Below are 17,010 nucleotides of genomic sequence, written 5' to 3' on the forward strand. Positions count from 1 at the left end.
GGTGGTTTTACGGCAACGGATGATAAACTAGCAGCTGTGCATTAATTACTTGGCGTAAGTTTATCAATTTCTGCTTTAACCAAATTGGCATCATTGGCTAATACCAAAACGTGCTGTGGCAAGTCCTCTAGCCCAACACTGGCTTGCGGACGCGGAATATTCACATCGCCTACGGCTTCAAAAATTGTCTCGGCAAATTTGGCAGGTAAGGCAGTTTCTGCACAGATCACTGTTTCATTGGGTTTACGCAAGCGCCGTGCCACCCCAACGCCATCGGCGGTATGTGGATCGATTAACTCGCCATCGGTTTGGTAAACCTCACGAATCGTCACCACACGGTCGGCATGGGTAGATTTACCCGATACAAAGCCATAACGTTCGCTGATTTCTGCTAAGTTATCGGGTAACCCAAAGCCCTGCCCACTAGCAACATCATTCCACAGACGTGTGACATCTTCGCTGTTTTTTTGCAGTAGCAAATAAATAAAACGCTCAAAATTGGACGCTTTAGAGATATCCATGGACGGGCTAGAAGTGACAAAGGTTTGTGCAGCGCGCCGTGGACGGTAATTGCCCGTACTAAAAAATTCATGCAACACATCATTTTCATTGGTTGCCACCATCAAGCGGTCAATCGGTAAGCCCATCTCACGCGCGATATGCCCTGCACAAATATTGCCAAAGTTGCCCGATGGCACACAAAAGCTTACGCGCTCGCTATTGTCTGCGGTTGCCGCAAAATAGCCTTTAAAATAGTACACGATTTGCGCCAAAATCCGTCCCCAGTTGATCGAGTTTACTGTGCTCAAATTGTGCTTGGCTTTAAAAGCGGCATCTTGTTGCAAGGCCTTGACGATATCCTGACAGTCATCAAACATGCCCTCAATAGCGATATTGTGAATGTTGGCATCGGTCAGGCTATACATTTGTGCGCGTTGAAAATCGCTCATTTTGCCATGCGGTGACAGCATAAAGACTTCTACATTGTCTTTGCCGCGCAGCGCGTATTCGGCCGCGCTACCTGTATCGCCACTGGTCGCACCGATGATCGTGATACGCTCACCGCGCCGCTTAAGCACGTATTCAAACGCATTGCCCAAAAACTGCATGGCAATATCTTTAAATGCCAGCGTTGGGCCGTTAGATAGTTCCAAAATCTTGATACCATCCGACAGTGTACGCACGGGAGTGATGGCTTCGCTACCAAATACAGCAGGTGTATAAGTGCGCGTGATGATATCGCGCAAATCTGCCTCTGGGATATCATCGACAAACAGCCGCATGATGGCAAACGCCAATTCAGGGTAGCTAAGCGCGCGCCATTGTTCTAGCATCGCCGCCTCAATGGTCGGATACGTCTCGGGCAACATCAAGCCGCCATCGGGCGCAAGCCCCATCAATAACACATCACTAAATGCCATCGGTGCGGTGCGCCCGCGCGTGCTGATATATCGCATGGTTATCAATCCCTTCAATTTAAACTGGATAAACTTATATGCTAAATCGCATTGTAGCCCAAACCTGCGCTAATCGCCATGCTGAGTGTTAAGTTTTGATGGTTAATCGCGCTGATATTTGCCAGTTAGGGCGCGATTTTTTGCAGCAAGGCATAATAAAACCCATCGCCACCGTTGGGATCAAGTGGCAAGCACTGATATCCCACGCTAACCGCCAGCTGATTGGGCAACTTTAAGTCAAAAGGCACCACGTGCGCGTCATGGTGATGTTGCAAGAAGCTGCCGATTTGCTGTTCATTTTCGGCTTGCAACAGTGAGCAAGTCACATACAGCAAATAACCATCGGGGCTAAGTTGTTGCCAAATGTTGTGTAAAATCGCCGCCTGTAGGGCAACGGTTTGGGTAACATCATCTGGTTGGCGCAGCAATGCGATGTCAGGATGGCGACGAATCACACCCGTCGCGGTACAAGGTGCATCAAGCAAAATAGCATCGTATTGCCCTTGTTTAAAAGCAGTGGCATCGGCAACTACAGTCTGTAACACATCAATATTGGTTAAATTTAGACGCGCGACGTTATTTTGTAGACGTTGTAAACGGCTAGGTTCATTGTCTAGTGCGGTCAGATGTTTCACGTGAAACTTTTTATTGATATTGCTGAGTTCTAATAAATGCGCGGTTTTGCCACCCGGTGCGGCGCAAGCATCCAAAATATTTAAGCCGTTTGCTTGCTTGTGGCTAAAGTCACACGCTGCCAATAAATAGCCTGCAATTTGCGCGTGTAAATCCTGTACGCTGACCCAACCATCGGCAAAGTGCGGTAAATCTTGGATTTTGATTTTATTAACCAACCGAATCGCTTGGGTATCCGCCAAACCAATGGGTGTGATCTCATGTGCAATATTGCGTTTTGTCAGTAGTGCGCTGTAATTGGCAATGTCCGTACGTTGGTGATTGACACGTAAAAAAATCGGCGCAGGCTGGCGCAACGCTTGCCCCAGCGCGTTGTAATGCTCTGCCCAATCTTGTTTGAACTGTTTTGCCAACCAATTGGGCAAACTGTGGTGCTGATTAACTTTTTTGGCATATTTAGCGGCCGATTTTTGTACTTTGCGCAAAATTGCATTGACAAAGCCTGTGGCACGTGCGCCATCTAACGTTTTTAATGCCTCAAGCGTGCTATTCACTGCGGCATAATCGGGTGTATCAAGATACAACAGCTGGTACAGCCCAATATGCAGCGCGGCAATAACCTGCGGATCTTCGACAGAGCGCGTGGCAAGGCTTTCGATAATACGGCTTAGTGCCCACCACTGGCGCAGCGTGCCGTATAGCAGCTCGTGGCTAAACGCGCGGTTTGACTCATCGATTGTGGCGAATAAGGCGGGCGTCAGACTGCTTAGCGATGCACCCTGCTGAATTTGGGCTAATACGTAGATGACCTGTGCGCGTGGGTCACGTAGATGGGCGAGCTGCAAGACGTGGTCACTCATGCTAGACGCTCGCCAATCTGCAGTTTATGACCTGCATGAATTTGGGCGGCACTCAAGGGCTTGCCGCCTGCCCACTGCAGTTGGGTCAAGTCAAGGATTTGTGGTTTTGATGTGCCACAGATGACTTGGATCGCTTGGTTATCTATTGCAATCACGGTGCCTACAGGTTGCTCGTTTGGCGCGTCGGCAAACGGTGCAGGCGCGCAGGCCAATACCTTCACGCGTGTGTCGTTGTGCTCGGTATAGGCGTTAAGCGCGCGGATTTGACGGTCAATATCTGCCACATCTTGCTGCCAGTTGATGCGTCCTTCAGTACTACTGATTTTATCGGCGTAGTTGGCTTGGCTATCGTCTTGCACTTGGGCGTGCTGCTGATAGTTCGGTAAATCTTGTAGCACGGTGACCAGCGCTTGCCCGCCAAGCTGAGCCAATTCATCATGTAAGCTTGCTGTGGTTGTGGTGGGTGTGATGGGGCAAGCGACTTGATACAGTATATCGCCTGTATCCAGCCCTGCCGCCATTTGCATGATGGTAATCCCTGTTTGGTCATCGCCTGCCAAGATTGCGCGCTGAATAGGAGCTGCACCACGCCAACGTGGCAACAGTGAGGCATGCACGTTGATGCAGCCAAATTTGGGCAAAGCAAGCACGCCTTTGGGCAAAATCAAACCATAAGCCGCCACTATCATGACATCAGGTTGGTAGGCTGCCAATGTTTCACGTGAAACCATACCAAGCTCATGCTTTAGGCTAAAGCTTTTGGGCTGCTCAACGGCCAAGCCGTATTGCAATGCCAGTTGCTTGACAGGCGATGCACGTAGCTGCTGCCCACGTCCTGCCTTGCGGTCTGGCTGGGTATAGACGGCTACCACTTGCACTTGATCAGGCGGCATGGCCAACAACGCCGCTAAGCTTGCAGCGGCAAAATCAGGCGTGCCAGCAAACACCACGCGCAAGGGATGATTTAAGTGAGAATTGGTTTGGAATAAAGTCATGGGGTTGGGTCTGTGCTTTGAACCGTTGTTACTATTTGATATGCCACTATGAATATACTTCTATTATAGTCACAATTTGGTGCAGACGCTAATTTATGAGCAGTACTTGCACAAAGCTTGTTGCGTAAAACGCTGACACAAGTTAGATTGTTGGCACGGATAAGAATTGTTATAATCGCTTGTCGATTGCAGCTGAACATCGTTCAGCCAATTCTATGCTGATTTTTAGCACCGTGCTGCGCCTGCCCACACCCCATTTATCCTCCGTTGCCGTAAACCTGCGACTTTAGGCGGTGGATATAAGGCAACTTTGAAACCATGCTTACACACAGAAACTTGTTAAATAGGTTAAACTAACCCCATGAAAACCCTCAAGCTACGCATAAAAGACAAACACACAGACCAACTAAACCGCCTAAGCGGTTTGGTCAATTTTGTGTGGAACTATGTCAATGACTTGAGTTTTAAATACCTACAACGTACTGGTAAATTCTTTAGTGCCTATGACCTAAACGAATACACCAAAGGTAGCGGTGAATTCCTTGGCTTGCACTCTCAAACCATACAAGCCATTAACGAAACCCATGCCAAATCGCGACGCCAATTCAAAAAGGCTAAACTATCATGGCGAACCAACAACCCAAAGGCAAAGCGTAAAAGCCTAGGTTGGATTCCATTTAAGCAATCCGCAGTCAAATTACTGGCTACCCATCAGACGGGTAAAAAAGGCTTAAAATCAACCTTACAGCTTAGTTTAGCCAAAGGGCAAAAGCTAATTATAGACCTATGGGATAGCTACAATCTTAGCCTATATCAAATAAACACCCTTGAGGTCGTCCAAGACAGCCGTAACCGTTGGTATGCCTGTATCACCGTCAAAGAATACCCAAAACAGCGATGTGGAACAGGTAGTGTCGGCATAGACTTAGGCTTAAAAGACAGTGCCACCGCCTCAAACGGCGATAAACTGCAAATCAAACAAACACAGGCATGGGCTAAAAAATTGGGTATCGCCCAACGTGCCAAAAATAAACAACGTGTCAAAGCGATTCATGCCAAAATCAAAAACACACGCCAAGACCTCATCCACAAATTCACCACAGGGCTAGTTAAAAACAATGCCCTAATCGTGGTCGGTGATGTTAAAACCAGTCAATTTAGCAGTAAAAAAGGCAAACTAGCCAAATCGGTTTACGATGCAGGTTGGTTTGAACTCAAACGCCAACTGACCTACAAATGCAAGCATGCAGGTTGCCGTTTTGAAATCGTCAATGAGAAATACACTACCCAAACTTGTTCGTGCTGTGGCGATATGTCCAGTAGTCCGAAAGGTAGCGCAGGTTTGCGAATAAGAGAATGGACTTGTGCAAAGTGTGGCACACGGCATGATAGAGATATTAACGCCAGTAAGAACATTCTTGCGGTCGGGCTTGACCGTCTTGTAGAAGGAATCCCCTCACTTTAGGGAGGGGAGGAAGTCAATACGCATTATCACGCCGTTATGATGAACAACTGGCTACCTCGCTCGATCTTGCAGCGGCGACTTTGGCGTTGGGCGTTGGTTATTTTATTGGCGTTTGTCATCGCGCAATATGCCATGCTGTTTTGGTACGCCAAACAACGCCAACGTTTGGCAACACAAGCGTTTTTGCAAAATGTAACGCATGAAATCAATGAGCGCACCAGTCGCTTGCTGCAAGGGCAACGTTTGCAATCTTGGCAAGATGTGCGCCTAAGTTTGATCACCTCGTCGATGATTGAGGCGTATCAGATCACGATTTTTGCGCCAGATGGGCAAATTTTCATCATTACCAATGATGCACAAAGCTTGGGTTATAGCAGCAGCGCGCGCTCAAATTTGCAGCATGAATTAACTATTTATCATTTAAATGGCTTTGAGAGCTGGTTAAGCCTTGATCGCGGCTACTCTGCGTACATTGGTGGCACGTATCAGCCAATTTTGCGCCATTTGCTATCGCCATTGTATCTTGTACCGTTTGTTTTGATGGTGTTGGTACTGCTGTGGCTGGCTTATCACTTGCGTTTGCGTGCTGAGGCATGGAATTCGATCTTGGCATATGCCGATCGGGCAAGTTTGGGGCAAAATCGCACGTATCAGCCGCTGACGGGTCATGCCATGCGCTATACGGATTTGCGTAAGCTTGGGCAGCTGATCAACCGTAATGCCTATCGCATCGAGCGTTATCGTCATCAATTGGCGATTTTGGACTATAGACAAGCCCATTTGGTCGATAACGCACCTGTCAGTTTGTTTTTGACCAACCGCCGTGGGCAGATCACATATTTTAATGATCAATTTGCCCAGACGTTTGGCATTTCGTTTAACAAAAGCGTGACCTATATGCTCAGCGATTTTGTCTTTGGTACAGACAAGATCACCCAGCAGCATTTGGCAGAGCTCAGCGAGCATCCAGCGCGTGTGAGCCTTGCGGTCACCAACTTGCAAGGCGATCAACATTTTGCGTTGCAGCTTAAGCCATTTTATAACCGCTTTGGCAAATTGGCAGGTTTTAGCGGTGCTTTGCTTGGTGTATCAGATTATCACAGCAAACTTATGCACGCCGCGCAGGTCAATAAACAGCTGACCGACCGTATTGATGAAATCAACAAGCTATGGGCAGAGATGAGTCATGAGCTACGCACGCCGCTGACTGGCACGCTTGGCATATTGGATTTGCTACTGGAAAACAAAACCAAACTCGATGGCGAACAAGCCGATACACTAGCCACCATGCAGCAGTCGGTACAAATGATGCTGCAACTGCTCAATGACATGCTCGATGCTGCCAAACTCAATGCAGGCAAATTACAAACCAACATTGACTACGTGGATTTGGTGCAGCTGGTGCGCCAAGTCGCCGAACTGATGCTTAGCCGTGCCAAGCAGCAAAAAATTCAGCTGTATGTGTTTTTTGACCCACAAGTGCCGCACTTTATCGACACCGATGGCGGACAGCTGCGGCAAATTTTACTCAACTTGCTTTCAAATGCGATTAAATTTACCCAACAAGGCTACGTGGCAATTTTGATTGACAGCGTACCGTATCATAATGCTGTCATTCAACAGCACCACCCCAAGGATAGCGACGCACCATATTGGCTGCGTATTTGCGTCAAAGATACAGGCATTGGCATCAAAGATGCTGACCAAGCCAAATTGTTTAAGTGTTTTAACCAAGCCAATGCATCGATCAGTCAGCAATTTGGTGGCACAGGTTTGGGGCTTGCGATCTCCAATCGGTTTTCGCAGTTACTTGGTGGTTTTATTCACCTAAATAGCACATTTGGGCAAGGCAGTGAATTTCAGGTTTATTTTCCACTTAAGCGCTACAGCCGACGCCCTGTGCTTAGCATGACGCCTGAGCATTTATCGGTGTATGTGGTGACGTTGTCGCCATTTGAGTTGGTCAATCAACGCTTGGCAGAGGTGTTTAATGGGTTTGAGATTGCCAACACCAGCTTTAGGCAGCTTAACCCAGATACGTTAGCCAAAATTCGTCAAACCAATTTAACTGGCCATCAACTCATCTTGTTGGTTGATGAGGCTTTATACCAGACGCAAACGCTTGATTTTGGCGGTTTAACTCACTGCAAAAAAATCCTGCTAAGTATGGACAAGTCCGAGCACATCGAACCAAAACGTGCGGCACAATACGACGCGATTGTGCGTAAGCCAATCTTTTTAAACGTGCTAATCGGCGAAATCAAGCAGCTATGCCGTACGGATGATAATATTGTGAGCAGCACCAACAAGCAGCCTGATTTACCACCGCAAGTGGCGTTTAAAGCGTTTTTGCAGCAGTGGCAAAGCCAACAATCCAGCGGCGTGTCAACCAACAATCAAACGCAAAACGCAAGCCATACCGATAAGCCAATGTTATTTCGCAGCAAAACCATTTTGGTGGCAGAAGACAACGTGTTAAACCAAAAAATCATCGAAAAACACTTAGCGATTTTGGGTTATCCATCAATCATTGCCACCAATGGTGAAGAGGCGATCGAGCAGCTAAATGCCAAACGCAACCAAATCGGGCTGATTTTGATGGACTGCCGCATGCCGATTTTAGACGGCTTGGAGGTCAGCCGTTTGATCCGTGCCCAACAAGACAGTATCCCCATCATTGCACTGACCGCCAGTGATACGGATGATGACCGCACAGCTTGCCTACAAGCAGGCATGGACGATTTTTTGTCCAAGCCCGTCAATCGTGAAAAATTGGCGCAAATGCTGCAGCGTCACCTGTTGGCGTAACCGCGCAAACAGGCGATTGTGGTTAGCTTTTGGTTTTGGTGCGCAGATTAAACGCTTTACTCACGCGCTCACCGTCATTTAGCGTCAGATCGTAGCGCACTTGATACGCCGTGTCGGGTTGTAGCGGTGTATCTGGCATCAAGATTACTTCATTGGCGTTGAGTAGCTGGTTAGGATCATTAGCTTTGGTTAAAACATGCATAAAGCCAACATTTTGTCCATTTTGGCTGATGCTGCCGCTAGCCGTTTGCACGGTTTTACCTTCAGGTGCAAGGATATAAATCGGCTGTCCGATGGGTCGTTGTGCCAAATCGCGCGTGTTGCCAAATGGGTTGGGGTCTTCGTGAGTCAGCTCATACGCTGTCACCGAGCCTTCGCATGGATAAGACAACACGCTGTTATTTACTGTTGGTGTGGCATGGGCAGGTAACGATAAGACCAATTCTAAAATACTTTGAGTATAGTAATAGGTGCGGTTGTCAATCTGCGGCTCAGGTCTTGACCACTGCACCTCAGCATAACTTACACCGACTTCATTGAACACAGGCAACACCATGCTGCGCGCATGATAAGGCGCGGCCAGTAGCCCAATCAGCATATCTTTGGCATTCGCGGCACTATCAAGGCTGGGGTAGCCGCCTGTGGTGCCAAAATTTGCCATCGCAAGGCTTTCACCAACTACACCGCGATATGCGTCATAGCGTGTTGGGTTAGCGCGAGCGCCCAACGTGGTCGGATTAAGACGCGTGTTGACATCGTTACCACTAAAATACGGGTTTGTAATACCGCTGTTGGCAAGGGTATTGCCTTGCGTGTCTGTTAAGACCGATTCATGGTGAGCCGCGATGGGCTGGCGATTGCTTTGGCTTAGCCATGCTAAGTAATTGGCGTGGTTGGCAGCAGAGACGGTCAAATTTGGGTTAGTACGAAGCGCACCAAAACCGCAGCTTTGCCGATTGTCGCTTAGCAATTGCAAAGCAGCCTGCTGACCGCTGGCGACAATGACAGGGGTGGGATATGTAGGTGCAGCGGTAAGTGGGGTGGTTGTTTCGGTCACACTGACCGCAGGGGTGGTCGGTGTGTTCACACCCACTGGCGCAGCAGGTGTACCATCCGTGGGCGTGGTAGCTGTACCGACGGTGCTACTGGTAGCTGTGGTTGTGGTTGGTGTATTAACAGGTGGGTTGCTAGCAGCGTTTGAGACAACATCAGAGGAACTTGAGCCACCACCACCGCCACCACCACCACATGCCGCAAGGCTAAGCGCAATTGCCGTGGTTATGGCAGTTTTTAATGCAGTCCTTAAAAATATCGATCGCATCAAGGCATGGGTGGATCGATTGATAAACAATGAATGGCGCATGATATTATCCTAACAAACGGTGATGGGCACAGATAAAGCGGCGATGGGAAAACAGATTATTGTTTGGCTAAATTGATAAAGCAGTACAGAATAAAATTTTATTAAAAAATAACGTAAAATTAACCACTTGTCAATGTATATTTTAAAATAAAATTACAATTACTGTTAAAACTTCGCATGTGAAAATAATTAACCGATCAATACTAGCGCATAAAACCATGCTGTGCCAAAAACGCTTCATCAATGTCTTGTTTGATAGCAACATTGGCATGATCGCTTGATAGCAAACGTTCTAAATACCGTGCCAGTAAATCAACCTCAATATTCACCCGTTGCCCCACACGCCATTGCCGCCCGATATTGGTGACCTCGGCAGTATGCGGAATGATATTTAGCCACACCGTATTATCCTCAACACGATTACTGGTTAGGCTAATGCCATCCACTGTAATTGAGCCTTTGGTGGCGGCATATTTGGCAATATCATTGGGCAATTCAATGCTGACAAGCAAAGAGCGCGCATCTTGGTTTAAACTTGCGATTTGTGCCACTGCATCGACGTGCCCTGCAACGATATGCCCACCAAAGCGTGTCGTTGGTAGCATGGCTTTTTCTAGATTGACCAACGTACCAACTTGCCAATCACCCAATGTGGTTTTGGTTAGGGTTTCACGCGACACATCGACTGCGTACCAATCTGTGCCGTAATCCACCACGGTTAAGCACACGCCGTTACTGGCGATTGAATCACCCAACTTGACATCGCCAAAATCTAACTGTGCTGCGCGAATCGTTAGGCGTAAATCACCGCCGCGCTGTTCGATACGCGCTATTTGACCCACTGTCTGGATAATGCCTGTAAACATAGCGTAGCTCCTTGGTGTCTGATTTTATCTATGACTACTATTAAGCCAAATGATATAAAAGCTTTTTAAATGAGCCCATTTGATTTGATTTTTTAGTGTTCAATGCTAATCATTAAGCCCATGTAATTTGTGGATAACTTTATCTACTACAAAAAATTTGGCTAGCGTGAAAAAGTTATCCACCATGATGCTGCGCTTGATAAATCTTTTGACCAGATGATATGTTTCATGTGAAACCTATATATATCTAGGCTTTTTATGCGCAATTCGGCTAGGATATTTATTAAAATGTTTCATGTGAAACACTTATCCACAGCAACTAATCCTGCTTATAAAAGCTATGCTCAGATCATTTTTTAAAGTGGATAACTTTTAATACACTATATCTAGTGCGCCAAAGGTCAAAGCCAACCAAAATAAAGGATAAAATCCATTGTTTAGTATTACTTGGCAATCGTGAATGTCAATTTACGATCTTGCCCAAATGTTTCATGTGAAACCATATCTAAACGTAGTTGCTGGTTCAATGCGCCGATATCCGCGATAAACATAGGCTGCGCATTTTGTCCCAACAGACAAGGCGCTTGATAGACAATCAGTTCATCAACCAAACCTGCCTGCAAAAATGCGGTAGTCACGCGCGCGCCCGCTTCAATCAATACCTCATACACTTGGCGTTGTTTGAGCTCGTTTAAAACTTCAACCAAAGACAGATCGGGGGATTGCACCATCCACAATGGGCGGTTTTGTACCTGCGCGTGTACCCAATCACTATCAAGGCTGATACGCGCTTGGCGGTCTAGGACAACCAGCCAAGGCGCTGGAATATCTGCCACAGGTACACCCAAACTGGTGCTGCGCACATCCATACGCGGCGTGTCACTTAACACGGTTTGGCTGCCTGTGATAATCGCACCCGAGCGTGCACGCAAACGCTGCCCATCCTCGCGCGCGGCGTCACCTGTGATCCATTTAGACGTACCATCGGCTAGCGCAATACGCCCATCAAGGCTACAGGCAATTTTGGCGCGTACCCACGGCAAGCCGCCTTGCATACAGCGCAAAAAACCTGCATTAAGTGCAGCTGCTTGTGCCTCGCAAATCCCTGTTTGTACTTCAAGACCTGCTGTCCGTAATTTGGCAATGCCGTTACCTGCAACTTTTGGATTGGGATCGCTGACTGCTATGACCACCCGTGCAATACCAGCAGCAATTAGCGCATCAGCACACGGCGGTGTACGCCCATGATGGCTGCACGGTTCAAGCGTGACGTACGCTGTCGCACCGTTTACAGCTTGTCCCGATACCTGTGCGGCACGTAATGCCATGACCTCAGCATGTGGCTGACCTGCGCGTGCATGAAAGCCTTCGCCCAGTACCTGCCCATCTCGCACCAGCACACAGCCAACATTCGGGTTGGGGCGCGTGGTATATTGACCACGTTTTGCCAACTCGATCGCACGCTGCATGTAATACACATCAATTGAGTTAGAGACGGACATAAACGACTTTTATAAATTCTTGTTGATCAAATGGCTGAGCAATTGGGCTAGGCATTCTGCTGTAACCCGTGTGTTAGCAGGTGCTCATATTCTGCAGGTGTGCCGCAAAAATCGATTTCATGCGGCTCAATGAGCACATAGCCCACTGTTTCGCCAGCAGCAATCATCAAATTATACATCGGAGCAATGTATAACTCGCCATGATGGGTCACGTTATTGGCTTGGCAATATTCAAACAACGCCATAAAGCGGCACGCGGATTTAAAATAATATAAACCATCGCTGCACAAATCCGAGATACGCTGCTTTTCGGTGGTGCGTATCACGCGCCCCTCATCATCAAGCGCGATAAATGACCAATGCTCGCCTTCACCACGAAAGACTTCTAAATAGCCCTCCCACTGCGCCGCTTGTTCAGGTTTAACAAAGTCATAGCGAAACGTGTCGATATTAAAAATATACAGCGGCTCATCAGGCGCGATAGGTTGCTGTTTTGCGAGCTGTTGTAGCCCTAGATACACCGTATGCGCTTGCCCATCAGTTTCGTTTGGCAACACACAGATATGGTAGTTTTGCACCCCTAGATATTCAAGTTGCTCACGAACAAACGTCGGTGTGTCGTAGACGTCACGCACAATGATGACAAACAAATCACTGCTAAAATAGCGCGTAAACGACTGCAACGCGCGCGCAAATACCGTTTGCCCAGCCAGCATGAGCTGATATTTGGGTAGCTCAAATCCAGCTTTAAAAAAACGGCTACTTAAACCTGCCATTGGGATAACGATCATTATTTTTCCTTATTATTATTGCAAATTTTATATCACATAATCGGCGTATAAACGCACTGCATTGACCAACATGGCTTGCTGTCGATCAGGGCGATCGCTGTGCAACGGCAACATGGATAAAAACAGCAGTACCACCGCAGGCATCAGTGCGATTTTGTCATACTGACGAAAATACTGCTGCATGAAGGCGTTTTGCAGCGCGCGCGTGGTCGGATCAAGCTCAAAATTAATCGCAACATCGCAGCCTGTGTCGGTTAATTGTTGATCCAACTGATAGCGACCTGCGATGATAAAATCATACAGCCCAATCACTGAGTGCGCGATTTTTGCCATATCGTAGCTTTGATCACCTAGGTGGGTGATGTTACCGTCTACATCCGTGCCACGCGGGTCTAGCACCTTGATGCGCTGTCCACGGGCATCAAACAAGATATTGCTAAAACACAAATCACCATGTAATGTGGCATAGCTGTAGGGTAGCGCAAGCGCGCGCGCGATACAATCGTCACAAATCTCGGCAATGCTACCAACCGCGCGTCCTTGATAGCGCATCGGTACGTGTAAATCTGTGCCCGTATCCGCGCTAAATTGTGCCAGCCGCTTAAGCGTTTTATCACGATACAGCTTGTCTGATCCTGCTTGAATGGCTTGTTTTTGCGCATCGGTCAAGGTTTGGCTATCCGCTGATAGTGTTAGATAGTCTTCTAATAATTCAAAAATATATACCCAAAACGGCAGCGCATTGCGCCCATGCACCAACAGCTCATTGAGCGGTAGTAGCGGTAAATACTCCAAACGATAAAACGCCTGACCTGCTTCATTGGTACCGTGGTCGATCAGCTGCGGCGTAAATTGCTTGAGCGTAGGCGCAAGCTTGGTATACCACATCGCCTCGGCACAAATTTTATGGTCATTTTCGCTGGTCTTGGTTACAAGTCCTGCTTCAATCAGCAGGCTATTAAACGCTCGCTGGGTGGTGATGGTCGCGCGCGTGTTAAAAAACGTATTGATATAGCCGCAATCATACCAACTGCTTACCCACTGACTGGCGAGCGGACGCACCTTGCGGTAACGCTGCACAGCTTTACCAAATTTACCGCGCGACAATGCCAATGATTTGATCAGCGTGCTTAAATCTGCAAAACAAAAGTACCCCGTCCACACCGCGTCAACGCCATCTTGCTCCTGCTCGGTGTGCCACTCATACAGCCTTGGGCGATTTGCTACCGCGATAACATCGCTTGCTGTTGGCAAATCCACAATCAGTGTATGCCCCTGCAGCACGCGAATGGTGCCCACATCCTTGCCGCACTCAATATTAAGCACATACAATAGCCCAGCAGCAAACTCAAAACCATCGGGCACGGCACAGACACGTACGTTTAACTGATCCACCAACGTCTGCTCATCTATGCGCAGCTCATAGCTTTCGGGCAATGCCAAGACGATGGCTTCATCGGGCAGACGCTCGCGCACTGCTTGCACTTGCAGCTCAAGCAATTTTTTGTTGCCAATCGGCAACATACACGGCACAATTTTGCCAATTTCGGCTTCCAGCTCAGCGCCGACATACGCCGCTGACATAATTACAAACATGATCCATTCTCACAGCGGTGATATACCGCAAATTATCGTAATGTGAAATATTATTTATGGCGAATATCGTTAAAATTAATCCTTACCAAGTTTAAGCAAGGCTTTGATTTCATCATAACTCATGGCTAAAAACTCATCGGGGCGCAACGCCTTGTCATCGACATAAAAACCATCAAATCCGCACCAGGGTTTACCCACGTAAATTTCATCAAACGGCACATCATGACGTTTTAGCCACTCTAAAATAATCGGCAGGGTATTTTTATTGATTTCACCAACATTGCCATTGTAAGTACGCATGTTGCGACTGGTATGAATCACTATACAAAAGCCTTGGGCGTGATAATCGCGCAGTTTTTCAATCACGGGGGTGATCGGCTCGGCGTTGGCGTAGTCGCCGTTGGTGGTGCGTGTCAGTGTATCATCTAGATCAAAAATAATGCGCTTCATGGTTGTCCTCGTTATTATTGGATAGTCAAACTTCAAAATGCTTGCCGCAAAACAGCAATTTTTGAGCGTAAAAACTGCCAAACAGCATGGATAGTGCTAAGCCAATGCCGCTGGTATACATTTTAAAAAAGGTTAGAAAATCGATCAGATGGTTTGATTGTAATACGTTTATGGGGTAAATTCAATGCAGGTGTTTGGTCTTATCATCTTGATTATTTTTTATAGATATTTTTAATAATATTTTAAAAAATTAAACAGATATTTACTGTTAAATGCCTGCCGATGGCTTGGCAGTTTTTTGACTTAAATCTTGTAGCTTTTCGCGAATTTCTGCCTTAGCAACATCATCGGATAGACTAACCAACAGCTGCTGAAAGGCTTCGATGTCTTGAAAGTTGCGATACACGCTAGCAAAACGCACATAGGCGACATCATCTAGCTCGCGCAATTCACGGATGACGATTTCACCGACAACTTGGCTTTTGACCTCGCGCTCACCTAACTGACGCAGTTGTTTTTCAATACGGCTAATCATCGCCTCAATACGATCGCTGGCAATTGGACGTTTTTGCAAGGGCAATTGGATGGAGCGCCGCAGCTTTTGGTTGTCGTACGGCTCAATGCGCCCATTACTCTTGATGATTCGTGGCATGACCGCCTCGATGACCTCGAAGGTGGTAAAGCGTTCTTGGCATTGGACACACTGGCGTCGTCTGCGTACTTGCGCACCATCCGCCGCTAGGCGCGAATCGATAACTTTGGTATCTTCGGCGTTACAAAATGGGCAATGCATGCTGCGTGTGACTCATGTTTTATTTATTTGCCAATACAAAAACTGCCAAAAATCTGCCCAAGCAGGTCATCGGCACTAAATTCACCTGTAATTTCACCCAAATACTGCTGAGCTTGGCGCAGGCTTTCGGCAACCAATTCACCTGCATGAAACGTGTGCAGCTGTGTGTCTGCTTCGACCAATGCGGTTTGCACACGGCGCAGCGCATCCAAGTGTCGTGCGCGTGCAAGCCATGTGCCTTCGACAGGATGAAAGCCAACCATAGCGCATAAGGTTTGGTTAAGCTGCTCTAGCCCTGAGCCTGTCACACACGATACGGTAACGTGTGCATAACCCTGCCAATCATAAGCCTCTAGCGCGGCGTGTTGGTCAGCATGGAGCAAGTCAGCTTTATTGCCAATTAGCAGCAGGCGTTTGGATGACGGCAATTCGCCCAATAATTCATGCGCCAATGCCAATGGGTCAGCGGTTTGGCTGATATCATACACCAGTAGCACAATATCGGCTTGCGCGATAGCATTTTGCGCCCGTACGATACCGATTTGCTCAACGTGATCGGTGGTATCGCGCAGCCCTGCTGTATCGGTTAGATTGAGCTTAAGCCCATCAATGATGACGGTTTCTTGCAGCGTATCGCGCGTTGTGCCTGCTACATCGGTGACAATTGCGCGCTCTTGTCCTGCCAAGCGATTAAGTAGGCTCGACTTGCCTGCATTGGGTCTACCTGCAATCACCGCTGCCACCCCATCGCGCAGCAACTGCCCTTGCTGGCTACTGGCAAGCACGGCGTTTAGCTGGGTTTGTAGTGTCGCTAGTTGTTCAGCAATTTGCCCATCGGCTAAAAAATCAACGTCCTCTTCGTCGGGAAAGTCAATCGCCGCCTCAACGTGCAAGCGCAGATGAATAAGTTGGTGCAATAAATCGTTGATACGACTTGAAAACTCACCCGTTAATGAGCGCATGGCACTTTTTGCTGCCGCCACACTGGTCGCATCGATGGCGTCAGCAATCGCCTCAGCCTGCACCAAATCCAGTTTGTCATTGGCAAACGCACGGGCAGAAAATTCCCCAGCAGCCGCCTGCGTGGCCCCAAGCGCAAATACACGCAACAACAATTGCTGTTGTAGCACCACCCCACCGTGCCCCTGCAGCTCGATGACATCTTCACCTGTGAATGAATGAGGCGCGGCAAAATACAGCACCAAACCTTCGTCAATCACGCTACCATCATCAGCGTAAAACCGACAAAACCGCGCTTGACGAGGACAAAAAGTGTGTAATTTTTCGCCAGTTGGTGACTTGGTCAAAGCCTGCGCGATGTCATACGCCGCCCTACCTGACAGCCGAATCACACCAACACCGCCGCGCCCAATAGGCGTGGCAATCGCAGCGATCGTCGTCAAAGCGCTTTCGACCGAATTTTCTACCAAG

General features: G+C 47.8%; 13 protein-coding genes. 2 read left to right on the forward strand and 11 right to left on the reverse strand.

Translation table 11 applies throughout. The features are described from left to right. Window positions 1–41 precede the first annotated feature (41 nt). The 3 genes from thrC to fmt all read right to left on the reverse strand — a co-directional run bounded on the left by thrC (window position 42) and on the right by fmt (window position 3,945). Window positions 42–1,457 carry a threonine synthase gene (gene thrC / locus MA2_RS04140; protein WP_067056920.1) on the reverse strand — a complete coding sequence of 472 codons (1,416 nt, stop codon included), beginning with the start codon at window positions 1,455–1,457 and terminating at the stop codon, window positions 42–44. A 125-nt stretch (window positions 1,458–1,582) separates the two neighbouring features. After that, window positions 1,583–2,950 carry a 16S rRNA (cytosine(967)-C(5))-methyltransferase RsmB gene (rsmB, locus tag MA2_RS04145; protein WP_067056924.1) on the reverse strand — a complete coding sequence of 456 codons (1,368 nt, stop codon included), beginning with the start codon at window positions 2,948–2,950 and terminating at the stop codon, window positions 1,583–1,585. Then, complete coding sequence (gene fmt, locus MA2_RS04150) at window positions 2,947–3,945, reverse strand: methionyl-tRNA formyltransferase (protein WP_067056927.1); 999 nt, start codon at window positions 3,943–3,945, stop codon at window positions 2,947–2,949. The genes rsmB and fmt overlap by 4 nt, the downstream gene beginning before the upstream one ends. A 361-nt stretch (window positions 3,946–4,306) precedes the next feature. On the opposite strand from fmt, the gene MA2_RS04155 reads away from it, so the two are divergent. Together MA2_RS04155 and MA2_RS04160 are read left to right on the forward strand one after the other, a co-directional pair. Beyond that, a complete protein-coding gene (locus MA2_RS04155; RefSeq protein ID WP_067056930.1) occupies window positions 4,307–5,410 on the forward strand; it encodes an RNA-guided endonuclease InsQ/TnpB family protein in 1,104 nt (367 codons plus the stop codon). 36 nt (window positions 5,411–5,446) lie between these two features. Next, window positions 5,447–8,218 (forward strand): hybrid sensor histidine kinase/response regulator, encoded by a 2,772-nt coding sequence (locus MA2_RS04160; RefSeq protein WP_079352194.1) that lies wholly within the window; start codon window positions 5,447–5,449, stop codon window positions 8,216–8,218. Between the two features lie 22 nt (window positions 8,219–8,240). On the opposite strand, the gene MA2_RS04165 is transcribed toward MA2_RS04160, so the two are convergent. From MA2_RS04165 to mnmE, 8 genes are all read right to left on the reverse strand, one after another. Continuing rightward, window positions 8,241–9,581: a CAP domain-containing protein gene (locus MA2_RS04165; RefSeq protein ID WP_067056936.1), complete on the reverse strand. Its 1,341-nt coding sequence runs from the start codon at window positions 9,579–9,581 to the stop codon at window positions 8,241–8,243. A 203-nt stretch (window positions 9,582–9,784) separates the two neighbouring features. Next, entirely contained in the window at window positions 9,785–10,447 is a 663-nt protein-coding gene (locus MA2_RS04170) for a riboflavin synthase (RefSeq protein WP_067056938.1), read from the reverse strand. A 443-nt stretch (window positions 10,448–10,890) separates the two neighbouring features. After that, window positions 10,891–11,949, reverse strand: coding sequence for a bifunctional diaminohydroxyphosphoribosylaminopyrimidine deaminase/5-amino-6-(5-phosphoribosylamino)uracil reductase RibD (gene ribD / locus MA2_RS04175; RefSeq protein ID WP_067056942.1), 1,059 nt, complete (start codon window positions 11,947–11,949; stop codon window positions 10,891–10,893). A 47-nt stretch (window positions 11,950–11,996) separates the two neighbouring features. After that, window positions 11,997–12,740, reverse strand: coding sequence for a glycosyltransferase family 2 protein (locus tag MA2_RS04180; protein ID WP_067056944.1), 744 nt, complete (start codon window positions 12,738–12,740; stop codon window positions 11,997–11,999). A gap of 27 nt (window positions 12,741–12,767) precedes the next feature. Continuing rightward, a complete protein-coding gene (locus MA2_RS04185) occupies window positions 12,768–14,336 on the reverse strand; it encodes a hypothetical protein (RefSeq protein WP_067056947.1) in 1,569 nt (522 codons plus the stop codon). Window positions 14,337–14,411: 75 nt separating this feature from the next. Further along, window positions 14,412–14,786: an HAD-IIIC family phosphatase gene (locus MA2_RS04190; RefSeq protein ID WP_067056951.1), complete on the reverse strand. Its 375-nt coding sequence runs from the start codon at window positions 14,784–14,786 to the stop codon at window positions 14,412–14,414. 268 nt (window positions 14,787–15,054) lie between these two features. Continuing rightward, window positions 15,055–15,579, reverse strand: a complete 525-nt coding sequence (nrdR, locus tag MA2_RS04195; protein ID WP_067056954.1) for a transcriptional regulator NrdR — start codon at window positions 15,577–15,579, stop codon at window positions 15,055–15,057. Between the two features lie 23 nt (window positions 15,580–15,602). Then, on the reverse strand, window positions 15,603–17,009 hold the full coding sequence (gene mnmE / locus MA2_RS04200) for a tRNA uridine-5-carboxymethylaminomethyl(34) synthesis GTPase MnmE (RefSeq protein ID WP_245945358.1): 1,407 nt from the start codon (window positions 17,007–17,009) through the stop codon (window positions 15,603–15,605). Window position 17,010 lies beyond the last annotated feature (1 nt).

It is taken from the genome of Moraxella atlantae NBRC 14588, assembly GCF_001591265.1.
GTDB lineage: Bacteria > Pseudomonadota > Gammaproteobacteria > Pseudomonadales > Moraxellaceae > Faucicola > Faucicola atlantae.